This is a genomic window from Idiomarina sp., assembly GCF_019431395.1.
Classification (GTDB): Bacteria; Pseudomonadota; Gammaproteobacteria; order Enterobacterales; family Alteromonadaceae; genus Idiomarina.
Genome location: NZ_CP080268.1, coordinates 1,034,298 through 1,057,049, shown reverse-complemented (window position 1 = coordinate 1,057,049; position 22,752 = coordinate 1,034,298). Strand labels below are relative to the sequence as shown.

Below are 22,752 nucleotides of genomic sequence, written 5' to 3'. Positions count from 1 at the left end.
ACAAGAGACTATGCACGTTATTTTTAATCACGGAAAAGAAAGCGGTCCCTGGGGCACAAAAATAAAGCGTTTAGCTGAGGTCGCACAAAAACTTGGCTGTTCGGTCGAGAGCCTTGATTATGAAGGCGAATATGATGCTGATCAGCGCGTTAAACAATTACAGGCGCATGTGCACGGCTGCTCCTCAGGTCCGTTATTACTGGTCGGTTCTAGTATGGGCGGTTACGTAGCAACAGCAGTTGCCGGTGCAATCGAATGCAGTGGATTGTTTGTAATGGCGCCTGCCTATTATCTTGGCGGATATACTAATCTCGATAACCTGAACCTGAGCTGTCCGGTTAGCATTGTTCACGGCTGGCGCGACAACGTTGTGCCGGTGGAAAATAGCTGGCGCTTTGCCCAACCGATGAACGCGGATTTACATATTGTGAATGATGACCATCGACTGGTCGACACGTTAGACCATACGGCCGCTATTTTTGAGCGGTTTTTAAAGGATATTATGGCAGGAGAGCAATATGGCAGAGTTTGAATTACATCCGCAATTAGCTAAGGATAGTTTGCATCTGGCTGATTGGCCGTTGTCCCAGGTTAGAGTCATAAACGATGCGAATTTTCCGTGGTTTTTATTAGTACCACGCATCCCAAATATCATTGAAGTCATTGATTTAAGCGAGAACGACCAGCAGCAACTGTGGCGGGAAAGTGCTTTTTTAAATCACTGGCTAAAAGCCGAGTATCGGCCTGATAAATTAAACCTTGCTGCCATCGGCAACAAGGTTCCGCAATTACATCTGCACCACATTGCCCGTTATACCGATGACCCAGCATGGCCTGACCCTGTCTGGGGTAGGTTGCCGCCACAGCCGCTTGCTGAGCAGGAAGTTGTGCGGCTGCAGCAGGTGTTTCGTGAGTTAACGCTTTAACTTTTAAACTGAGCCAGCAACTGGCGCAACTCATCGGCCATTTTGCTCATACTGCGGCAGTCATCATGACTTTGCGCGACAGACTGACTGACGTCACGAGAAAAATCAGCAATGGCCTGAATATTACTGGCAACATCCTGGCTCACCGATGCTTGTTCTTCGGTTGCCGTAGCTATTTGCGTACTCATGTCAGCTGTACTTTCTATCAACGCAACTAAGTCGCGAAGTTTTTGCGCTGCATTAGCAACGTGTTCACTGGTTTGCAGCGCATCATCGCGGCTATGGTTCATGCGTTCGACGGCATGGTTGGCAGAGCCTTTCAGCGACTCCATTTTGCTGCGTACTTCGTCGGTTGATTGGTTGGTACGTTGCGACAATGTTCTTACCTCGTCGGCAACAACCGCAAAACCACGCCCGGCTTCGCCTGCGCGGGCAGACTCAATAGCTGCATTAAGTGCCAGTAAGTTGGTTTGCTCGGCAATAGCTTCGATGGTTTCGATAACAGAGGAAATGCTTTGCACTCCGTCTGCCAGCTCGCTCACGGTTTGCGCTGCGGAGTCTATGTCTGCTGACAGCTGTTGCATCCGTTGCTCAGTTTGCTGCAACTGTTGTCGGTTTTCTCGCGTTGTTTGTTGGGCTTCAGCTGCGCCATTGGCGGTTTCGTTAGCGTTTTGCGCAATTTCCTTAACGGTGGTTTCCATTTCGTTCATGGCAACCGCAACCTGATCGGTTTTGTTTTCCTGTTCGTTAGATAACCCATTGATCTTATTCATTGACTGATCAATTTCTACGACTTTGTCATTAAGTGCTTTAGCGGTATCTCGAACGCTATTAATGATCGCGCTCAGGTTTTCCAGGAATGCATTAAATCCGTTGGCTAATTCGCCAATTTCGTCATTAGTTTCTACCTCTAGCCGTTGGGTTAAATCGCCGCCTTCACTGGCCATATTATTGAGCCGCGATGCAACTCGTTTAATGGGCTTAACGATGCGGCGGGCATACCATGCCATGGCAACCACAAAGCCAATCCCGACTAAAATCGACACAATGGTTAGCGTGACAATGGTGTTCGTCAGCTGGCCATAAACTTCGGCTTCGGGTAGCTCGACGACGATTCGCCACTGGGTATTGGGTAAAGGGGTACTTGCAACAATAAGCGGTTCACCGTCGCGTTCGGTTTCGGCGTAGTTAAAATCGCCTTGTTTTAAAAGTTCGCCCGCTGCCTGCGAGCCAACTAATCGGTTTAATTGTGGGAAGTCACTGTGTTTGGGGTGAATCTGTACGGCACCGGATTGGTCTGTAATATAGGCAACACCCGATTCTCCGACCTGGTAATCAGCAACGGCCTTGCTTAAATTCTGTAACGACTTGCCAATACCTGCAACACCCAGAAATTCGCCATCTTCCGCCACCCGAACGTTAACGAAAATAGTTGGCACGCCGGTATTTTCGTCTACGTCAAAGTTTAATGACAGCTGCTCGTCACTTTTAGCAAAATCAAAGAACCAGCTGTCGCGTGGCTCCGCCGAGGACACTTGTTTTAGCAATCCGTCCGCGGTGTAATAGTTACTGGAGCGTTGTGAGACTATAAATGCAGCGGTTGCCTGGTTACTTTCTGCGGTGGCCGAGAGCTGGTTGATTATGGCTGTTTGCGCATTATCGGTTTCGCCTGCCAGCAAATCACTAATCACATAACGGTTGTTAGCTAATTCGCGCGATACCTGTATGGGCTCATTGATCAATTGTCCAACCTCGCCACGTACCTCACCCAGGGTCGCCGGCAACTCTTGCTTTAGCACCCGGGTTTCGAGCATTCGGGTTACCATCACCGAGGTAATTACTAGTGATATGGCTAGTAGGGTGGCAAGTGCTACGGCAATACTAACCGTTAACTTTTGTTGTAACCGCATGTAAGCTCCGATAACTTATTGCTGTAAAGGTGTTGGCTTATTCAGTGTCTATGTCGGCCAATTAGACAAAAAGTAAAGCGCAGCGACTGATCAAAATTAATCAAGGTACCGTTTTAGCTATATGGAAAATTTATCGTTACTTGCATTATTGCGTCAACAGACCGCGGCTAAACACCGACAAGTCGAGCAACAAGCGCCGATTAGCGCATTGATGTCAGCGGATCTTGATGATGACGGTTATCTGGATGCACTTTTTGTGTTGCATGATTTCGTGGCGTCTGCCGAGCGTAGCTTACAGCATCATTTTGGTGATCAATCCAGTGGCACTTATTACTACATGCCAAGGCTACGCGAAATCATTCGGGATATTCATCAGCTTCAGGGGATTACGCCAACTTATCAGCCGGCAACGGTGGAGCCCTGCTTCTATCGCGCTATTGGCATAGCGTACGTGATAGAGGGCTCAACAGCCGGCGGTAAAATATTAGCGAAAAGACTAGCGCGCCAACTGCGTCGTGATCGAAACTCAGGACTTGCGTATTTTAACTTTCACCGCCGCGGAACCTGGTCATTGTTTCAACGTTGGTTAGAAACAGTGCAATTGAACGCAAGCCAGCGACAACGGTGTATCAGTGGCGCAATGGATGGTTTTGATACATTATTAGCGCAGCAGCATTCTATCTATCAACAACAAAGTTGCTAAGGAGAGCAAGGTGGTAGAAAAATTGAATGATACTGAGCTATCGGAAGCACTGGAAAACTGTGCTAAAGAGCCTATTCATATTCCCGGTGCGGTGCAGGGACATGGCGCGCTTGTTGCATTTGATACTCAGTTTCAGCAGGTGCTCGCCTGCAGTGAGAACATCGAAAATTTTTTGGGGTGTAACCCTGAGCAGCTTTTTGGCAAAAGCGCTGCAGATTGTTTCGCTGATAATTTAATGACTGCCATGCAGCGCGCTGCAAACCGGCTGGATCCGGCAACGCCGACGGCGTCTTTTGAATACTCCTTTGAACAAGCTGATATCGATGTCTTTTGTACGTTATTTAAGATCCGGCAGCAACAAAGCCAACAATTATTAATCCTCGAAATCGAGCCGCTTTACGTCAAGTTAGCGAGTGATTTTACTTCGACTGTGCGGCAACAGTTTAGTCGGGTTCAGGCAGCTAAAACGGAGCAGCAAACGTTACAGCAATTAGTTAAGTCAGCTGCTGCTATCAGTAATTTTGAACGGGTATTAGTGTACAAATTTGATAGCGAGTGGAACGGCGAAGTAGTTGCTGAATATCTCCGCGAATCTGACATCAGTAGCTTTATGGGACAGCATTTTCCGTCTAGCGATATTCCCCCGCAAGTGCGGGATATGTACCGGGTTAATGCGGCACGAAAAATCGCGTCGACATCAATGCCCGCTGCTCAGTTAGTCCAGAACCCGGATATTGAGGCGTTAGAGCCGCTCGATTTAAGTTTAGGCATGCTGCGCGCGGTATCGCCCATACATGCTGTCTACATGGAAAATATGGGCATCTGCCGATCGCTCTCTATAGCTATCTTTGACGAAAAAAAGCTCTGGGGCATCTTGTCATGCCACGGCCTGCGACCAGCACAAACGAACCCTTATCAACGCCATGCGTTGCACTCACTGGTGATGATGGCCAGTCAGCGGTTGATGCTACAGCGTCAGTATCAGGCCTTGCAGTTTTTCGATAAGGTTGAGCAAAGTCGCAAAGCGTTACTGGACCCTGATAAAGATATCATGGCGCCCGAACAATTGTTAAAAAGTCAGGGTAAGCGCTGGTTAAAGCTATTTCAAATTGAACTGGTGGTATTAGTTCACGGCAATGAAATCAGTCAAGTAGGTGAGAAACTTCCCCTTAGTACACTCGTCGAGTTAGCTGAATGGCTACGCAAAAAACACTGGATTACCGGCCTTTACAGCAGCCGCGAGCTAGGTGCGTCTGATTGTTCAATGCTGCTAAAAGACACAGATTTTCGAGGCTTACTCGCGGTGTCGATGCCTTACGAAAAAGAGCTAAATGGTTGGCTGCTGATGTTTCGTCGCGAAGCTGTGGAAGTAAAAACCTGGGCCGGCCAGCCGGAAAAAACCGAAAGACAACAATTTAAGGGACGCACGGTGCTGTCGCCGAGGCGTTCGTTTGTCGGTTGGCAGGAACAGCTACAAGGCCGGTCGATCGAATGGACAGATGACGAAAAACAAGCGGCTAAAACACTGGCAGAGGATTTGGCTATTGGCGCCTCCGCTTATCAAATCGAACAATTAAACAGCCAGCTGCAGCAAGCTAATGATCGTTTAGAGCATTTGGTTCATACCGATGCCTTAACACAGCTATGGAACCGTTATCACATGGAGCAGGCGCTTGACGAGGAGCTGAGTCGTGCACAACGGCATGGGCATCCACTAAGCGTCATTATTTTCGACATCGATAATTTTAAACAGATTAATGATGATTACGGGCATGATGTTGGCGACGAGGTGCTAAAAGGTATTTCTAAAGCGCTCGACAGCCTAATGCGAAAATCCGACGCACTAGGCCGATGGGGCGGAGAGGAATTTTTGGTTATCGCACCTGAAGTTGAGTTAGATAACGCTGCGGAACTTGCAGAAAGATTACGGCAAGTTATGGCGGATATTGAATTTGACAAAGCAGGCGTGGTAACCGCAAGCTTTGGTGTAGCAGAACTGGACCAGGCTGATACTCGTAGTGACTTAGTAAGACGAGCTGATAAAGCGCTTTATCGCGCCAAAAACGAAGGGAGAAATCGCGTTTATAGCGAATAGTTTGCAAATAGTCATCGATATTAGAATAAAGGACGCTAAGTGAGCTTATCTCAGGCAATGCTGGCGGTGGCCGAAGTCGCAGGCCGTCTCGCTTACACAAGCGAAGCCGTTGGTGTATTAAAGGTTAAACTTGAGCAAACAACATCCATTAATTCGCTAAGGGAAGACTTTTTGCGCGCCAGCCTTGCTATTGATTCGTTAGATGAGCCGCAAGTCATAAGCACGCTAGTATCGTTATTTGATCGTGTCGCAAGTCTCTCCACTAACGATGAAAGAGCATTACGGCAACTGCATGCGCAGCTGCTCCAGCCCGCAACTGATGCCGGACATTATCGTAGTACTGGCATGGGGGTTTATCGGCAAAACCGACTGGTGCATATGACAGCTCCGGCCAATCAAATTTCTAAAATGCTGCGTCAGCGCCTGCATGCCAATAGCGATGTCCGCCACCACCCGTTGCTAAATGCCGCCAACACCCTTTTTGATCTGGAGTTTATCCAGCCATTTGCACGCGCTAACGGCGTCATTGCAAGATTATGGATAAAAGCGATTTTGCATCAATGGCATCCTTTTTTGTTGGAAATTCCGTTTGAGCAGTGTGTTAAAAACAACCAAGCGCAGTACTATGAATGCTTGAAGCAAGCGATAGCTGATAATGACAATAGCCGTTTTATTGATTTTGTCCTGCAGTTAATCGGGCAGGCAGTTGAACAGCTTACCGAGCAATTACCGAACAAGGAACAGGGGGTAAGTTCGGAAAAGAACCGCAGTAATACCTCCGAATTGGAGGGCTCTATAGGTTCGGAAAAAATCTCTACCCGCGAGAAACTGCTGCATTTACTGGAACAGCAACCCGACTGGAGCGCCGCGCGCGCAGCAGAGGTACTGGGGATTTCATCGCGCGCGGTAGAAAAACATTTATCTCGGTTAAAACGGGATGGTTTGTTAGAGCGTCAGGGCTCGGCACGGTCAGGTCGCTGGATTGTCACCCGCCCAACGTCCCGGCAGCTGTCTCTACCGGAATACTGAAGCGCGCATTAATTTTTTGTGCGAGTGCCGCTTGCGCGTCTGGTTCACCATGAATCAACCGCACCTGCTTTACCCCACCGTTGGCGCTGCCAATAAAATCCAGCAGCTCGGCCTGGTCTGCATGGGCAGAATATCCGCCTAACGTATGTATTGCTGCCTTGATCGTTATTTTCTCTCCATCCAACACAACGTAACCACCGGTTGGGCCGTATTGTTGAATATCCCTGCCGGGCGTACCCTGTGCCTGAAAGCCAACAAAAAGCACATCGGTTCGCGCATCGGGTAACAGCGCTTTCAGGTAGTTGACCATACGCCCGCCGGCGCACATGCCACTGGCGGCAATAATAATGACCGGCTCAGCCGTAGATGCCAGTCGGTTGACCAATGCCTGGTGCTGATCGTGATCCCGAATCACATGGCAATGTTCAAACGATAATGGGTGGCGACCATTGCTAAGCCGTTGTTTTGCTTCTTCGTCCCACAGCTCATGTAATTCGCTATAGAGTTCGGTTAATTCGCTAGCCAGGGGCGAATCTACAACAATTTCAGGGAAGTGTTGATGTCCTGCGCTGGCTAGCTCGTGCCAAATCTGTTCAAATTCATAGAGCAACTCCTGGGTTCTGCCCATACTGAACGCAGGTATCAGTACCGCACCCCGATCCTCAATACAGCGGTTAATAATCTGTTTAAGGCGTTGCTTTCGTTGTTCACGAGACTCATGCAAACGGTCACCGTAGGTACTTTCTAATAGCAGCAAATCAGCGTGTTCTAACGGCGCAGGATCAGGTAAAAGCGGGGTGTTTTTGCAACCGATGTCGCCACTGAAAACAATGCGTTGTGTCGGGGTATCCATCTCGATAAACGCCGAGCCCATAATGTGACCCGCATTCTTAAACCGTATCCGGCAATTATCTGATAACGTCAGCCAATGGTCATAATCAACCGGTTGCAGTTGCCGGCCGAGCCGGGCTAGCACGGCCTCCACCAATTCAGGGTTGCGGCTAATACCGACTTTAACCGCATCCGCTAATACCAGCGGCAACAACTTTGCGGTTGCTGAGGTACAAATGACAGGACCTTTGTAACCTGCAGCGAACAAATAAGGTAAACGGCCAATGTGGTCAAGGTGACAGTGTGTTATCAGGACAGCGTTTAAACCAGCTAACGAAAAGTTAATACCGAAGTGTTCGTCATCAACATCAGTCGTTACGTCCTCGCCCTGAGCTAATCCACAGTCAATTAAATAGCGCTCGTGGTTCGATAACAGTATTTCGTGACAAGAGCCCGTTACTTGATTAAACCCGCCATGGTGGATAATGTTCATTAAAGACCTTATTAAATGAAACACCTTAAGATTGTGCTAATGTTGCATAGAGATTATCGCCTTAGCAATACGAAATAATGGACATTGTTGGTGCGACAAAGGAGCGTAGACATGCACGTCAGTTATATCCCACTGTATTATTTGATAGGCGCAATCGCTGCACTCTTTTTCGCTATTTTATTACCCGGTTGGCCGTTAAAAGTCGTATTTAGCTGGATTTTTATTGCCTTGGCCATGATTGCATCAGCCTATTGGCTAAATATGGCCAGCGTGTTTCGCAAACGTGAGGGCGGTCAGATACCGGTTTATATTCGCTGGCTTCTCATTCCCTTTTTACTCGGTGTGCGAATTTACAATGCAGTGGCCCGAAAACGCGATGGTCTTGCCGGTTGGCACCAGGTCGGAGAACGTCTTTATGTAGGCCGGCGGCTGTTCGGTAGTGATATTGACGCGTTAAAGCAGCAGGGCATTACCGCTATTTTAGACGTTACAGCCGAATTTGATGCACTTGACTGGTCCTCGGAAAGTGCAGATATCCATTATTTGAATATTCCGGTGCTCGACCATAAAGCGCCTTCCGAACAGCAAATTCACCAAGCCATTCAGTGGATACAACAACAGCAGCAGAGCCAGCGCAATGTGCTTGTGCATTGTGCTCTTGGTCGGGGCCGTTCGGTGTTTATGGTGGCGGCATACCTGTTAGCCAGAACAAAAACCATGGATGTGGACGCGATACTCGAACAAATTCAGGCTGAACGCCATGTGGCACGATTAAATTCGGTGCAATATGAACAATTAAAGGCATTTGCACAAGATAACCGCATGTTGTTGGCGAAAACTGCCTGGATTATCGCAAATCCGGTTTCCGGCGGTGGTAAATGGAAGGAATGTCAGCAGAATATAAAAAACCTGTTACAGCCCTATTTTGAACTGGAAATATTAGAGACTAGCGAGCAGGTCGGGGCACAACAGTTGGCCAGGCAGGCACTGGATGCTGACGCAGAATTAATTATAGCCTGTGGGGGCGACGGCACGCTAACTGCGGTGGCTAGCGAGGTTAAAAACTCTGACACAGTAATGGCTATCATTCCTATGGGAACCGCCAACTCGTTAAGTCAGGCACTGTGGGGGATGAGTTCAAAGATAAGTCCGGTAACGGCAGCCTGCACGACGATTATTGAAGGCCGTAGCCGGGCGATTGACGTTGGCGACGTTAATGGCCGCACCATGTTGCTATGCGCAGCAATAGGGTTTGAACAGCAAATGATCGAAAAGGCTGATCGCGATGCCAAAAATAAGCTGGGTCAATTGGCATACTTGCAGGGGCTTTGGCGTGCCTGTAACGAAAACCAAATACTGGACTTATGCGTTACGCTCGATGATGATGAGCCGCAACACTGGCAAACCAGTAGTCTGATTATTGCTAATGCAGCGCCAATAACTACGCTGTTAGCACAGGGCAAGGGCAGCCCCATGCTCGATGATGGCAAGCTGGATCTGACCTGGCTAGAGCCACAGGAAAGCGGTAACCAGCACGTCCTGAGTTTAATCGAATTACTTTACTCCGGGCTGACTGAAGATAACCCGGGTATTAATACCGGTTACACCCAGGCATGTAGTGTTAAGGCAAAACATCAACAAGGGGAAGCGCTAAAATATGTGGTCGACGGCGAACCCTACGAAGCGAATGAATTAATGGTGAGGTTGCAAAAAAGGGCGCTTAACATATTGATTCCAGAACAGGCTGATTACTAAAGAGCCCTAATTTGTGCTATTATTGCGCTTGTTGAGTTGAGTTTTCCAACATAAAGGTAGGGTGTTTTCGTTGTCTAATCTTTTGTCAAAGTTGCCACGTTTTGATTTTGTCGGTTGGTTCCAGCAACCCGCTTTAGCAGATGTAGATCCCCGCGTTGCCCATCGCGCTATTACAATCGCTAAGTTTCGCGCTAAGATTTATCAAAAAGGTTCAGTCATTCTGCGTCAGGCTGCACTGCTATCTATTATCGCGGCCGCCATTATTCTGCCGGAATGGAACAGTTTTCCGGCGCCGGTGCTACTGGTGCCTGCTTATTTAATTGGTAGTAAAGCGCTCAATGCGCGGGCTTACCGTGAACATGCATTTCCGCTGTTGCCTGAAGCGGTGGATGATGCCTTGAAGTTTCCATTAAAAGGTGCTTAAGTAAATCCCTGAATCATAGGTAATGTACAGGGATGTATGCAGAACAAGTACTACGCTTTAGCAGCGTTGGCAGCGGTTATGACCGCCTTCTTTTTTTTCGTTAATGACGATAAGCCGTCTGCCAACGGCATGCAAAATTCAACGGATAGCAATCAACTTACGGCCGAAAACTCACCTTCAACCAAGCCTAAGCCGACACACGAAAAGGTTAGCGCACCCGCTAATCAATCGGCGCCAATCGACACTTCCCATTTTGCCCAGTGCCAGCAAGTACTCTATGACATGCGCGTAGAGCAGGAACAATGGCGTCAGGAGAAGGTCGGTAGTTTTACCAAGTTTTTGCAACAGGGATACTCCTTAGACGAGGTAACTCTGGCTATTGATGAATTCCGCAATAGTAATTTTGCCGCAAGGTTTAGGGTGGCACAGCTTCGTAAAAACGCGGCAATAACCGAAGTTAATGCGATGCTTGAAGACGAGCTAAAACAACGTCTGGCGGACAAGCCGATTACCGGCCTATCGATACAACGCCGTGTACCATTGCAGGTATTAGATAATTTTGACGAACTGTCGTTAGCGCAACAACAGGAAATTGCTGATAGCGGCAAAGTAACCGTTGATGATGTTGCCTTTATGATGGGTCGCTCAAAATACAGTGACGAACAAATCCTGATGTTAACCAAAAGTTTACCTGACCCCGGCGCGACGGTAGGTTACGAACATCTTGATGAAGCTGTCTCTTTACTTGATTTTGCGGCTAAATCAGGCCGCCTCAGTAGCTTTAATTATTTGATCGATCAGGGGCTGGCTCCAACCCAGGATCGTTATCTGGGTTCGACTATGGAATGGGCACTGAGTGGCTTAATGGACTGTTGTGAGCGTCGCCAGAGACGTGTCGATATTATTAAAAAATTAAATTCGTTAGGAGCAGCAGCGCGTTTTAGGGAACAGTCTCCGACACGTGTCTATGGCAACTTCCCTCGTCGGTTTTATCGTTTTGACCAAGCTGATATCGCTTCGCTTCGCGATGAATTCGGATTGAACTTACTGGCGATAAAGCAACGACAGCCGCTCTCGATGACGCAACACGGGCGCCTGGTTAAGCGACTGGCAAAGCAGCGCGACGACTTTATCGAAACGCAAACAGCAATGACTGACGTAACCGGTACCCGTGCTGCCTGTAGGGCCACCGTCAAACGCATTAGCGATCAATGGCGCCCGCGTCGCAGTCATGAGGTGGTACAAGAGATTCGCGAACAATATCCCGATTCTGACTCCTCAGCATTAGCGGTATTAACTGATATGGATCCTGCGCTGGTGGACGAGTACCGACGATATTTTGTATGGTCTGGCGGAATGCGACAAACCGACGCGCTTGGCGAGGTCTATCAATATTTAGCCGATGGTGATATCGAGCGCGTTATCAGTGAGTTGGAAGCCGCTTCGCTAAACACGCGCGAAAAACGATTTGTTATTAGTAACCTATTAAAACGCGACCTGAACTATTACCGGGCATTGAGTCAATCATCGCTGATGGACGACGGTTTACAACATCACCAGCTGGCATTTATTACGTTGGACGCAGATAAATTAAAAGCCCTGGTTGATGCAGGCTATGACGTTTACGGGCACGATAATCGGGGCAAAAGTCTGCTTTACTACGCGGCAACAAAAGCCAACACAGAAACTGTCGCTTGGCTAATCCAGCAAAACGCGCCGTACGAAGGCGACGGGCAAGGCAGAGATCCGCTTTATCAGGCGATTAAACATGCCAGCGGTGGTCAGTCTGCTGAACAGTCAAAATTTTTGATAGATCAGTTGATGACAAGCTACCAACCAACCGTCACGCGCTTCCACAAACAACGCATGGCCGTGGTCAAACTGCGTTACCCAGAGCAGTATCAGCAGTTGATCGACTTGCATCCAGCGCTTACAGTGGATGAAGCAACTGAGCTACCGGTGGTGTGGTAGATAGAACAAACAGACAAGGAGAGAACGTATGATGGGAGCAGGTTTCGGTGGCATGCTTATTTTTCTTATTATTTGGCTGCTACCAATTATATTGATTGCGAAATCAAACCGCACACAAGGCGGTGAGAAAGCGGCGTGGATACTGGCAATTATTTTTGTATCCTGGTTGGCGTGGGTATTCTACTTATTACTTGCGCCGTTAAAGCCAAAAATTGATGACCTGTAACGGCGCTTAATTGAGTACTACGGAGCCAGGCCTGCGAGTTCGCTGGCCTGGCTTTTTAATTGCGCAAGGTAACGCTTAAAGCGGGCCAGTTCGACACCGGAGAGACGGCGGTCTGACGGAACTTTAATATCCACCGGGTTAATGGTGCGGCCATTGCGGTATACTTCGTAATGTAAATGACGCCCTGCCGACAAGCCAGTATTGCCGAGGTAACCGATAATATCGCCCTGACTAACATAGTCACCAACATCGATATCTTCATTAAAACGGTCCAAATGGGCATATAGTGTTTCGTAACCTTGTGCGTGCTCAATAATTACTGCGTTACCAAAGCTACCTTTACGACTCGCGTGTTTTATAGTGCCACGACCTGCCGCCATAATCGGCGTGCCCACCGGGGCGCTAAAATCAATCCCTTTATGCTGACGGTTGTAGCCCAGCACCGGATGGTAGCGATTGCCGTAATGAGAGGTCAGGCGTGCGCCGTTAAGTGGCGTTTTAAGCAAGAAACTCTGTGCAACCCGGCCATCCTCGAAGTAGAAGGTGCCGTCAAACCGGTACATACGATAATCTTCGCCGCCATTGGTAAAGCGCAGGTAACTGAGCTTTAACGGATTCTGCAGGTGCGAAAACAATGCCTTATCCCGTACAACTTCAGAACGTGCGTATTGCGCTTCAAAAATATCGCCCGGCTGCAGCTGTCGCTGAAAGTCGACAAAATGCGACAGCGCCATCATGGCACTGTTAATAATGGTCACGGGAACATCTTCTGCTACGGCGTCTTCATACAAACTGCTGCTTATCGTGACGGCCGCTTCATGGGTTTCGGCGCGTAATGGCACCGTTTGCTTGGTCACGTTCCATGCGCCGTTCTCATAGATTGCGTCAATGATTTCGCCGTACTCTTTTGCGAGCCTTACGCGCGGCTGATCATTGTCATTAAAACTAATTTCTAGCGGAGCACCAATTTGTAAACGACCAAGATCGATAAGCGGTTGTGCCGTCAGTGCCAATAACACCACTTGCTGTGCCGACAAGCCTTCGTTGGTCAGTAACGAGGTTAAGTTTTGACCGGGTTGCACATAAACGATATGAGTTTCGCGATTATGTGTGGGTGGCTTACGGTAATTTGCATAGGAACCTGTGTTCCATGCACTATCAAAAGCTACCAACGGCTGTGGAATAGGTTCATCAGAGATTGGCTTGGGTGATTCGATGGCGGCGATAAATAGCGCCCCGACGGCGATTGCTGCCGCAACATGCCAACGTTTAATACTTAGCATCTAACAGCAGACTCCGTAATCTCGGTTACAACTCATCAGCAAATAAGGCCTGTTTATTCGTTTATTGTGTTATCGCTTACGCTGCGGGCGCGCTAAGTTATCAGCGTAGCCCCAAACGTGCAAGTTTTTGATTAGACAGGCGTTGGCTAAATAATTCCCCGGCATGTTGTAAAGATCGGTAAGTTACTGTTTGGTGTCTTTAAGCATCCATTTAACCGCAGCGTCGGTGTGGATTTCGGTTGTGTCAAACAACGGCAGCTGTGTATCGGATTGTGAAATAAGCAGGCCGATTTCGGTGCAGCCCAGAATCACCGCCTGTGCGCCGTTTTCAGCAAGATTATCAATAGCGTCGACATAGCACTGGCGTGAGTGCGCTGTGGTGACACCATGGCATAGCTCGTTAAAAATAATGTCGTGGATCTGCTGACGCGTATCGCTGTCCGGCGTTAATACGTTGATACCGTAGTGCTCGAGCCGCTCGCGATAAAACGCTTGCTCCATGGTAAAACGGGTGCCGAGCAGGCCGACAGTTTTAACGTTTTTTTGCTGCAAGGCGAGGGCGGTGGCATCAACAATATGTAGTAGGGGAATGCTGACCGCAGCTTCAACCTGAGGTGCAACATTATGCATGGTATTGGTGGCAATCAGAAAACCGTCTGCACCAGCTGACTCCAGCGCTTTTGCCGCAGCAATTAAACGTTCGCCAGCCTGGTTCCAGTCTCCGTGCCGTTGTAATGGCTCTATGTCAGCAAAATCGACGCTATTAATGATGATTTTTGCTGAATGCAGCCCACCAAGTTTTGCGTTAACTTTCTGATTAATTAGACGATAATAACTGAGCGTCGACTCCCAGCTCATACCACCAATAATGCCGATTGTTTTCATAGCCGCTCTTTCAATAGTTTAAAACATCTAATTAACAATTTATGCTAACAGAAATTTGATCTAGGATGGGAGCTGATCTGGGAGAATATTAATTAAAAAGGAAAAATTATGGAGTCACTACCTTCGGGTTATGTTGCCTTTGGCGCGCTTGCGGTGGTTGCGGTCAATATTATTATGGCGTTTGGTGTTTATTTTGAAGCTGAGCGTTATCGGAGTATAACCGGGCAAAAAACGGCGTTTTTTCATCCGCTAATTTGGTTTTTCGTCGGATTATCAACCGGCATTATGGGAGCGATACTTTTCTGGCTGAGTCATTGGCTTGCGCCGAAAAACGAACTAGCCGCGAGACAAAAAAGTAAGGAATAAAAACTAGGAAAGGAAATTGGTCGGCGTGAGAGGATTTGAACCTCCGACCCCTGACACCCCATGACAGTGCGCTACCAGGCTGCGCTACACGCCGACCGTGGAGCAGTATGTTACGGATTTATGCGCAATTAGCAAGGCTTAAAGCACGCAGCCTGTGCTGACTGCGCTTTTTTTAGTCAGTTTTTGCGGAGCGACTAAAGCGTTTTAAGTCTTTTAGTGCATCAATCAGGACAGGAACGGGCGGCTCTGCGCCTTTTTTCAATTCAAATTCAGCAAAACTGTAAACACTGAACTGACCGGTATTATCCAGAATCGTTATTTCTTCACTATCGTAAATTACGATATAGGGACTGTAAGTTTCTATCAATGGCCAGCGTTCACCGCTGTCGGTCAGGCTTTCGCCATTACTGAAGTTTTTAGTACCGCCGGCACAAGACATGGTCTGGTTCAGTAATGTCGGCATCAGATCCATTAACCCGGCGATAGGGTGCTCCGGCAACGAATAACCACGTTCATATAAGGGTACCGCCATGTTCTTAGGCATGAACTGCTGCTGTCCCAGTATTGACTCTGAGTCGCTGGGTGCCAGCGCAGTAACCAGCAATTGGTGTTGCTGTGTTTTGGCTAAAATATCCGGTAACTTTGCAAAATCATCGCCATCAATAAAAACAATATTCAATTGATTACGTGGGCGCGGTGCAAAACCTTGCAGAGCCAACAGGTCACTGTCCTGGTAATAGCTTGATAATGTCAGTTCTTGCGACCAGTTGGCGCTAGCGTACCAGTTAACCTGCAGACCAAAATCATCTAATGGCTTCAAGTAAGCCGGCGCGATATTTTGACGGGCAATGGTCTCCTGGTAAAAGTCAGGCAGGCCGTAAACAAGCTGAAATAGTCCGCCATCACGACTGGGATGGCCTAGCAACTGACCGTTAAATCCAACAAGTTCAGAATCCGTTGCAATCGTTGCTAATTGACGCTGTTGTTGCTGCGTTAGACGGTCAAACACAATCAAGGATTTTGAACGCTCATCTGGACGTTTGGTGCAGAGCAATTCGTTTTGCGGGTAACGCAGACGAATATTATCGGCCACCATCAGCATCTGTTGTTGTGCCTGATAACTTTCTACGTCGATAAACCCATGCTTGGCCATTAACGTTTTGGCAGTGGTGGGGTATGACAACGGGAACATGTCATCTTGCTGAGTAATGGGTTCATAGAGTTCCGCATCCGCCCAAACGTGGGTCAGATGGCTGGTAAAGAAACACAGCACAAACACGCTGGTCGCGGATGCGCCAATACGCCGGCGTTGCAATTCCTGTAGGTGCTTCCAGGTGTAATTGGCGACCAATAACTCAAAGCCCAGCAGCACCAAAAAGCCAAGTAATACGCCCAGAATGATTAAAAAGCTGGCTCCGGCAAAAACCGTTTCTGCGTCTTTCGCCATCTGCGCCAGCGAGTAACTATTGAGGTGATAGCCGTATTGGCGATAAAACAATAAGTCTGCAACTAATGCAACAATCCCGAGCGAACCAATGAGAGCTGCCCAGCCGCGCAGAATACGGGCATACGGTAGTACTAAACAGAGCGGAAAAATAAGAATAATAAAGAAAACAAAGGGCAAAAACGCAAAGTGACCAATCCAGTTAACAACGCTATACAAGGTCGCCAATGCCGTCTCTGATGGCGGCGATGCTTCCAGGTAGAGTGAGCCCAACGCCAAACACAACAGAATATTGATAAACGTGAACCAGTGGCCCCAGCTGATCAGGCGGGCGATTTTATCCCGGCGTTGGTGTTTTCCCATTCTTATTATGTCCCGTGGTACACTATTAGCCATTAGTCTAACACACGGATTTTGCAAGGATAGTCCCGCTTATGCAACTGCGTATCGAAAACAGTATTATTCATCAGTTTTACAGCCACGATGACCAGGTTGGCTTACGCTTAGCGCCGGAGGCGTTGGCTGAGGATGAACAACTTCACGAGTTATTGGAAGAGTTGACACAGGTCTATACCAATAAACCCGCTAAGGGCTATGCCAGCTTTTTAACCGAGGCGGACGATGCTGAGCGGGGACCGTTTCCGGATTTTATGCAGCAATGGCACGCAAACGAAATACAGTTTGTCGACTTTAGCCAACAGGCAGCAAAGCTTCTGCTTGAGCAGTTACAGAACCACAATATGCTGGAGGCTGGCTTTTTGTTAATTACCCGCTATCAGCATTTGAGCACCGACTATCTGTTAGTTGCGTTCCTGCCGGTTAAAGAAGGGGTGTCGATTAACCCCAACCTGGCGGTCAATAAATCCTCGCAGCTGGATATTAGTAAGGTACAGCTGGCGGCGCGCATTAATCTGACTGACTGGGAAACCGAAGCGGATAGCGAACGTTATATTTCGTTTATTAAGGGTCGCGCGGGTCGCAAAGTATCTGATTTTTTCCTCGACTTTTTGGGTTGCACCGAACGACTTAACTCAAAGTCACAGACGCAAACCTTAATCGAGGCCGTAAACGAATACGGTAAAGCTGCAGAATTAGAGCCACAGCAGCGCCAGTCGTTAAATGCTGTTGCCTATGAATATTGTGATCAGCAATGGAAGCAGGGCGAAGACGTCAACGTTAAAGATTTGTCTGAACATTTTTCGCAAGCGCAGCCGAGCGAACGCTCGTTTGACGACTTTAGCCGCGAATATGCGCAGCAACGTGAAGCTGAATTACCGGACGAGTTTCCGGCAGATAAGTCGACCTTGCGTAAGCTAGTTAAGTTTCAGGGGCAGGGCGGAGGCGTTAGCGTTGGCTTTGATCACACACAGTTAGGTGAACGCATTAACTATGATGCTGCAACAGATACCTTAACTATTCATGGTACGCCACCGAATTTACGTGATCAATTGCGGCGTTATTTTGGTATTGATAGTTAAGAAGGAAAATAAAACGCCGGCACAGGGCCGGCGTTTTGGTAATTCGTTGTATAGGTGTTACCACTATTTGTCAGTGGATCCCGGAACGATATTGGAGGCGTGCAAGCCTTTAGGCCCTTCTTCCAGTTCAAACTCAACAGTTTGACCTGCTTTTAGGGTACGGTAGCCTTCCATTTCGATGGTTGAATAGTGAGCGAAAATGTCACCTTCGCGGTCTTCAGCCTCAATAAAGCCAAAGCCTTTTGAGTTGTTGAACCATTTGACTTTTCCGGTAGCCATACTTCTACTTCCTTCTTTTGCAACAGAGAATGTTTATTATTATGTCAGTGCTAAACGAGAGCTCTTGAATTATGCAATCGGCAGCACCATGTTTTACTCTAGAAAACGCAGTGTAATAGTCAAGCATTTGCGGTGAAAAAATCAACATATTTGTTAAGGTTTTTCGAAAAAATATCGCATAAAACGTTAACAAATAAACTATAGTGATAATAGGTCGTTAACTCATGAGTCAGTCTGATCATCAACATCTTCATGATCTGGAAGAGAAAGAAAAGCAGGAATTGAAACCGCCGTCGATGTACAAGGTCATACTGAATAATGACGATTTCACGCCGATGGACTTTGTGATTGAAGTGTTGATGAAATTTTTTAAGATGGATCAAGAGCGTGCGACGGACACCATGTTGCAGGTTCATTATAAAGGCAAAGCCGTCTGTGGCGTTTACTCGGCACAAATCGCAGAAACAAAAGTTGTACAGGTCAACCAATATGCGCGCGAAAACCAGCACCCATTACTTTGTACTATGGAACAGGCGTAATGGGACAACGGATAGAGCCAGCATGGCGGTAAGGAGTGGTATATGTTGAACAAAGCCCTTGAACTGACGTTAAACGATGCATTTCGTTTGGCGCGTGAACGTCATCACGAGTTAATGACGGTCGAGCACCTGTTGGTTGCGCTGCTGGATAATCCGGATGCGGCGGAAGTTCTGCGTGCCTGTGGTACTAATTTTGACCAGTTAAAAGACGAACTGCTGTCCTATATCGACCGCAGTACGCCAAGTTTCGAATCAGAAGACGAAAGCTCGGATACGCAGCCGACGTTGGGTTTTCAACGCGTATTGCAACGTGCTGTGTTTCACGTGCAATCATCCGGCAATGCTGAAGTGACCGGTGCCAACGTGCTGGTTGCCATTTTCAGTGAGCAGGAATCACAAGCCGTTTATCTATTAAACAAACACGATATTACTCGCCTGGACATTGTTAACTTCATTTCGCATGGCATTTCGCGCATGCAGGATGAGCAGCCGGGCGAGGAGCCAATCGATGAAGAAGAGGCGGCTGAGGTTCAGGAAGAGCAACAGAGCCACTTAAAACGCTTCTGTACTAATCTGAATGTGCAGGCTAAAGACGGCAAGATCGATCCGTTAATTGGTCGTGACCACGAGCTGGAACGCTGCGCACAGATTCTGTGCCGTCGGCGCAAGAATAATCCTTTGCTGGTCGGCGAAGCCGGTGTCGGTAAAACGGCGATTGCTGAAGGATTAGCGTATCGTATCGTTAATAAAGATGTACCCGAGATCCTCGAGGATGCGGTTATTTACTCGCTGGATATGGGCGGCTTGTTAGCAGGTACTAAGTATCGTGGTGATTTCGAGAAGCGCTTTAAACAGCTGCTTAAGGAATTGAGCGAAAAAGAAAACGCTATCTTATTCATTGACGAAATTCACACCATTATTGGTGCAGGTGCGGCCAGCGGCGGGGTGTTAGACGCCTCAAACCTGCTTAAGCCGTTACTGTCGGGTGGTCAGCTTAAGTGCATCGGCTCGACAACTTACAACGAGTTCAAGAACGTATTCGAGAAAGATCGGGCTTTGGTACGTCGGTTCCAGAAGGTTGATGTGGTCGAACCCTCTGTCGAGGACACCACCAAGATTCTGATGGGGCTCAAAGATCGCTATGAGAGCCACCATGGTATTCGCTACACCCAGCCGGCAATTAAAGCGGCGGCAGAACTGTCTGCGAAATACATCAACGAACGCCACCTGCCGGATAAAGCCATCGATGTGATGGATGAAGCGGGCGCATCGCAGCGATTATTACCGCCGTCAAAACGTCGTAAGACCGTTGGTGTGCAGGATATCGAAACCATTATTGCCAAAATTGCACGGATACCTGAGCAGTCGGTATCACGTACCGATCAGGACGTGCTGAAGCAATTGGATCGCAATCTGAAAATGGTGGTATTTGGTCAGGACGAAGCCATTGATAAACTGACATCCGCTATTCGCCTGTCGCGTTCAGGTCTTGGCAATGAACATCAACCTATCGGTTCGTTCCTGTTTGCGGGCCCAACCGGTGTTGGTAAAACCGAAGTCACCCAGCAATTGGCAAAAGCCATGGGCATCGAGCTGGTTCGTTTTGATATGTCGGAGTACATGGAGCGCCATGCGGTCAGTCGTTTAATCGGCGCGCCACCGGGCTACGTAGGCTTTGATCAGGGTGGATTGTTAACGGATTCAGTTATTAAACAGCCACATTGTGTGCTGTTGCTGGACGAAATCGAAAAAGCCCATCCCGATGTCTTCAATATCCTGTTGCAGGTAATGGATAACGGTACCCTGACTGATAATAATGGTCGTAAAGCCGACTTCCGCAATGTGATTATCGTTATGACCACCAATGCCGGTGTTCGCGAGACGGTGCGTAAGTCCATTGGCTTTAAGCAGCAAGACCATAGTCATGATGCCATGGCTGAAATTAACCGTACCTTTACGCCTGAGTTCCGCAATCGTCTGGACGGCATTGTTTGGTTTAATCACCTTAACGAAGAAGTCATCAAGCAGGTGGTGGATAAATTTATCACCGAGCTACAGGCGCAGCTGGATCGCAAAGGCGTATCGTTGGAAGTTGATCAGGCGGCGGTTGACTGGTTGGCCGAGAAAGGTTATGACAAAGCCATGGGCGCGCGGCCTATGGGTCGCATTATCCAGGAAAACATTAAGAAGCCGTTAGCTAACGAAATCTTATTTGGACAACTGACGCGCGGCGGCAGCGTAAAAGTCTCGAAAGGCAGTGATGACGAGCTGAAATTTGATTACGACAGCTCCAATGAAACCGTTGAAGGCTAGGGCATATCCCTAGCCAATAACATAAAAAAGCTGCTCGTTCAGTTCGCACTGAGAGCAGCTTTTTTTATGCCGTTTTCAGTAATGACTTAACGGGCGCGGAAGACAATACGTCCCTTGCTCAAATCGTACGGAGTAAGCTGAACGGTTACCGTATCGCCGGTTAAGATACGAATATAGTGCTTACGCATCTTGCCAGAAATGTGAGCGGTAACAACGTGCCCGTTTTCTAACTCGACACGGAACATTGTGTTAGGCAGTGTGTCTAGCACCGTGCCCTGCATTTCAATGCTGTCTTCTTTCGCCATTAATATCCTCTGCGTTTATCATTATTGTGCGATTGTTCGCACGATTAGCTTAAAGTGTGGGCGATTTTACCGCTTTTTTCCACTGATTGCCAATGAGACGTTCATTTGGCGTGAATTTAGCTTTGTAATTCATCTTATTACAGGCATCAATTTGGTAGCCAAGGTATAAATAATCTTTGTTTTGCTGCTGACACAGCTCGATAAGCGCCAGAATCGAGAAGGTACCGGGCGAGCGTTTATCATGGTCTGGCTCGAAAAAGGTATACATTGCTGACAGCGCGTTAGGCAGGGTGTCGATTACCGAAACCATGATGAGCTTATCGTTGGGGTCGCGCCACTCGACAAATTGTGTCTGCATCCAGTCGCAATCACACCAATGCCAAAAGCTGTCAGGATCCGGCGGGTACATGGCACCGTCTTTATGCCGTAACTCGATAAAGCGACAGAACAGTTGGTCATAGTCGGGCTGTGGTTTAGTAGCAATGCGTTGCGTCAGATCCGCGTTTTTATTTATCACCCGGCGCTGACTGCGGCTGGGCCTGAATTCAGGCGCCAACACACGCAGCGACTGACATGCCTGACACAGTCGGCAGTAGGGGCGATAGACGTCATTGTGCGAACGGCGGAATCCATGCTCCAGCAAATGTTCATAGAGTTCCGCGGTCATCGGCGGATTACCGTCTGTTACAGCAACGAGTAGTCGTTCCTGCTGCTGGCTTAAATAACCACACTGGGACTCACGGGTAACGCCAAACTGCAACGTCATAGCGCTATACCCAGCCTGGCATCAGCGATGGTGCGTGGTTGCCAAAACCCTTGGCTAAGGTTAGCTTCCTGCGCAATATGCAATTGCACCAAAAACTTGTCGCGGTCAATGTTGCGGGCCCCTAATGAACTTAAGTGCGGGTTTGCGACCTGACAGTCGATTAACTGCCCGCCGGCTTGGGCAAATGCCTGTGCAAACGTATTTAAGGCAATTTTAGAGGCGTCTGTTTTGGTGTGGAACATGCTTTCGCCACAAAACGCCCGGCCAACCGATATACCATACAGTCCGCCGGCCAATATGTCCTCACACCAAACCTCTACTGAATGCGCATGGCCCAGCTGATGTAGTTGGCTGTATGCTTCGCGCATCGGTTCAGTAATCCAGGTACCTTCCTGATCCCGTCGAGATGCCGCACAGCCTTCGATAACCGCATCGAAATCCTGGTTAAGGGTGACCCGCCAAGGAGATCGACGCCAGGACTTTTGCAAGCTGCGGGAAACATGAATTTGCTCAGGGTAAAACACGGCGCGGGGATTTGGTGACCACCATAAAATAGGGTCATCAAGGCCAAACCAGGGGAATATACCGTGCCGATAAGCATGCATCAAGCGTTCGGGAGATAAGTCACCGCCGACCGCCAGTAAACCGTTAGGTTCATGTAACGCGGTCGCCGGTGGAGGGAAGCTGATTGAGCGGGGATTTAACTGAACTATCATCAATTATTCAATCAT

The 22,752-nt window shown here is 48.2% G+C and carries 22 protein-coding genes and 1 tRNA gene; 13 read left to right on the top strand and 10 right to left on the bottom strand.

Going from position 1 to position 22,752, the window contains the following annotated elements:
- The first annotated feature begins 10 nt into the window (after window positions 1-10).
- Together KZ771_RS05245 and KZ771_RS05240 are read left to right on the top strand one after the other, a co-directional pair.
- Window positions 11-532 carry a YqiA/YcfP family alpha/beta fold hydrolase gene (locus tag KZ771_RS05245; RefSeq protein WP_290571253.1) on the top strand — a complete coding sequence of 174 codons (522 nt, stop codon included), beginning with the start codon at window positions 11-13 and terminating at the stop codon, window positions 530-532.
- A complete protein-coding gene (locus tag KZ771_RS05240; RefSeq protein WP_133538282.1) occupies window positions 519-926 on the top strand; it encodes an HIT family protein in 408 nt (135 codons plus the stop codon). Before KZ771_RS05245 ends, KZ771_RS05240 begins: the two co-directional genes overlap by 14 nt.
- Here KZ771_RS05240 and KZ771_RS05235 read toward each other — a convergent pair.
- Entirely contained in the window at window positions 923-2,836 is a 1,914-nt protein-coding gene (locus KZ771_RS05235) for a methyl-accepting chemotaxis protein (protein WP_290654585.1), read from the bottom strand. The genes KZ771_RS05240 and KZ771_RS05235 overlap by 4 nt on opposite strands.
- A gap of 121 nt (window positions 2,837-2,957) precedes the next feature.
- Here KZ771_RS05235 and KZ771_RS05230 point away from each other — a divergent pair, with 121 nt between their 5' ends.
- Genes KZ771_RS05230 through KZ771_RS05220 form a run of 3 tightly spaced genes read left to right on the top strand, consistent with a single transcriptional unit; the run spans window position 2,958 to window position 6,663 of the window.
- On the top strand, window positions 2,958-3,539 hold the full coding sequence (locus tag KZ771_RS05230; RefSeq protein ID WP_290654584.1) for a biliverdin-producing heme oxygenase: 582 nt from the start codon (window positions 2,958-2,960) through the stop codon (window positions 3,537-3,539).
- A 10-nt stretch (window positions 3,540-3,549) separates the two neighbouring features.
- The gene (locus KZ771_RS05225) at window positions 3,550-5,634 is read left to right on the top strand and encodes a sensor domain-containing diguanylate cyclase (RefSeq protein ID WP_290654583.1); all 2,085 of its coding nucleotides are present in this window, start codon (window positions 3,550-3,552) and stop codon (window positions 5,632-5,634) included.
- Window positions 5,635-5,673: 39 nt separating this feature from the next.
- Window positions 5,674-6,663 (top strand): Fic family protein, encoded by a 990-nt coding sequence (locus KZ771_RS05220; protein WP_290654582.1) that lies wholly within the window; start codon window positions 5,674-5,676, stop codon window positions 6,661-6,663.
- Here KZ771_RS05220 and KZ771_RS05215 read toward each other — a convergent pair.
- Window positions 6,620-7,987 carry an MBL fold metallo-hydrolase gene (locus tag KZ771_RS05215; protein ID WP_290654581.1) on the bottom strand — a complete coding sequence of 456 codons (1,368 nt, stop codon included), beginning with the start codon at window positions 7,985-7,987 and terminating at the stop codon, window positions 6,620-6,622. The two genes, KZ771_RS05220 and KZ771_RS05215, sit on opposite strands and share 44 nt — an antisense overlap.
- Window positions 7,988-8,098: 111 nt before the next feature.
- Between KZ771_RS05215 and KZ771_RS05210 the strand changes: the two genes are divergently transcribed.
- From KZ771_RS05210 to KZ771_RS05195, 4 genes are all read left to right on the top strand, one after another.
- On the top strand, window positions 8,099-9,742 hold the full coding sequence (locus KZ771_RS05210) for a diacylglycerol kinase family protein (protein WP_290654580.1): 1,644 nt from the start codon (window positions 8,099-8,101) through the stop codon (window positions 9,740-9,742).
- Window positions 9,743-9,812: 70 nt separating this feature from the next.
- Window positions 9,813-10,166 carry a hypothetical protein gene (locus KZ771_RS05205; RefSeq protein WP_290654579.1) on the top strand — a complete coding sequence of 118 codons (354 nt, stop codon included), beginning with the start codon at window positions 9,813-9,815 and terminating at the stop codon, window positions 10,164-10,166.
- Window positions 10,167-10,244: 78 nt separating this feature from the next.
- Complete coding sequence (locus KZ771_RS05200) at window positions 10,245-12,137, top strand: ankyrin repeat domain-containing protein (protein WP_290654578.1); 1,893 nt, start codon at window positions 10,245-10,247, stop codon at window positions 12,135-12,137.
- A gap of 28 nt (window positions 12,138-12,165) precedes the next feature.
- Entirely contained in the window at window positions 12,166-12,363 is a 198-nt protein-coding gene (locus KZ771_RS05195) for a hypothetical protein (protein WP_290654577.1), read from the top strand.
- Between the two features lie 17 nt (window positions 12,364-12,380).
- Here the strand turns inward: KZ771_RS05195 and KZ771_RS05190 are convergent, their stop codons facing one another.
- Both KZ771_RS05190 and KZ771_RS05185 read right to left on the bottom strand, forming a co-directional pair.
- Window positions 12,381-13,646: a M23 family metallopeptidase gene (locus KZ771_RS05190; RefSeq protein WP_133538290.1), complete on the bottom strand. Its 1,266-nt coding sequence runs from the start codon at window positions 13,644-13,646 to the stop codon at window positions 12,381-12,383.
- Between the two features lie 183 nt (window positions 13,647-13,829).
- Window positions 13,830-14,531 carry an aspartate/glutamate racemase family protein gene (locus tag KZ771_RS05185; protein WP_290654576.1) on the bottom strand — a complete coding sequence of 234 codons (702 nt, stop codon included), beginning with the start codon at window positions 14,529-14,531 and terminating at the stop codon, window positions 13,830-13,832.
- Window positions 14,532-14,639: 108 nt separating this feature from the next.
- Here KZ771_RS05185 and KZ771_RS05180 point away from each other — a divergent pair, with 108 nt between their 5' ends.
- Complete coding sequence (locus KZ771_RS05180; RefSeq protein ID WP_290571274.1) at window positions 14,640-14,897, top strand: hypothetical protein; 258 nt, start codon at window positions 14,640-14,642, stop codon at window positions 14,895-14,897.
- A gap of 17 nt (window positions 14,898-14,914) precedes the next feature.
- Here KZ771_RS05180 and KZ771_RS05175 read toward each other — a convergent pair.
- Window positions 14,915-14,991, bottom strand: a tRNA-Pro gene (locus tag KZ771_RS05175).
- A gap of 78 nt (window positions 14,992-15,069) precedes the next feature.
- A complete protein-coding gene (locus KZ771_RS05170; RefSeq protein WP_290654575.1) occupies window positions 15,070-16,704 on the bottom strand; it encodes a DUF3413 domain-containing protein in 1,635 nt (544 codons plus the stop codon).
- A gap of 71 nt (window positions 16,705-16,775) precedes the next feature.
- Between KZ771_RS05170 and yejK the strand changes: the two genes are divergently transcribed.
- Window positions 16,776-17,819, top strand: coding sequence for a nucleoid-associated protein YejK (gene yejK, locus KZ771_RS05165; RefSeq protein WP_133538294.1), 1,044 nt, complete (start codon window positions 16,776-16,778; stop codon window positions 17,817-17,819).
- 63 nt (window positions 17,820-17,882) lie between these two features.
- Here yejK and cspD read toward each other — a convergent pair whose 3' ends face one another.
- The gene (gene cspD, locus KZ771_RS05160) at window positions 17,883-18,098 is read right to left on the bottom strand and encodes a cold shock domain-containing protein CspD (protein ID WP_290570252.1); all 216 of its coding nucleotides are present in this window, start codon (window positions 18,096-18,098) and stop codon (window positions 17,883-17,885) included.
- 224 nt (window positions 18,099-18,322) lie between these two features.
- Between cspD and clpS the strand changes: the two genes are divergently transcribed.
- Together clpS and clpA are read left to right on the top strand one after the other, a co-directional pair.
- Window positions 18,323-18,637 carry an ATP-dependent Clp protease adapter ClpS gene (gene clpS / locus KZ771_RS05155; RefSeq protein WP_133538296.1) on the top strand — a complete coding sequence of 105 codons (315 nt, stop codon included), beginning with the start codon at window positions 18,323-18,325 and terminating at the stop codon, window positions 18,635-18,637.
- 42 nt (window positions 18,638-18,679) lie between these two features.
- Window positions 18,680-20,950: an ATP-dependent Clp protease ATP-binding subunit ClpA gene (gene clpA / locus KZ771_RS05150; RefSeq protein ID WP_290654574.1), complete on the top strand. Its 2,271-nt coding sequence runs from the start codon at window positions 18,680-18,682 to the stop codon at window positions 20,948-20,950.
- An 86-nt stretch (window positions 20,951-21,036) separates the two neighbouring features.
- On the opposite strand, the gene infA is transcribed toward clpA, so the two are convergent.
- The 3 genes from infA to aat are packed head-to-tail and all read right to left on the bottom strand — an operon-like array spanning window position 21,037 to window position 22,737.
- Window positions 21,037-21,255 (bottom strand): translation initiation factor IF-1, encoded by a 219-nt coding sequence (gene infA, locus KZ771_RS05145; RefSeq protein ID WP_071463778.1) that lies wholly within the window; start codon window positions 21,253-21,255, stop codon window positions 21,037-21,039.
- Window positions 21,256-21,304: 49 nt separating this feature from the next.
- Window positions 21,305-22,021 (bottom strand): arginyltransferase, encoded by a 717-nt coding sequence (locus tag KZ771_RS05140; RefSeq protein ID WP_290654573.1) that lies wholly within the window; start codon window positions 22,019-22,021, stop codon window positions 21,305-21,307.
- Window positions 22,018-22,737 (bottom strand): leucyl/phenylalanyl-tRNA--protein transferase, encoded by a 720-nt coding sequence (aat, locus tag KZ771_RS05135; RefSeq protein ID WP_290654572.1) that lies wholly within the window; start codon window positions 22,735-22,737, stop codon window positions 22,018-22,020. Before aat ends, KZ771_RS05140 begins: the two co-directional genes overlap by 4 nt.
- Between the last annotated feature and the right edge of the window lie 15 nt (window positions 22,738-22,752).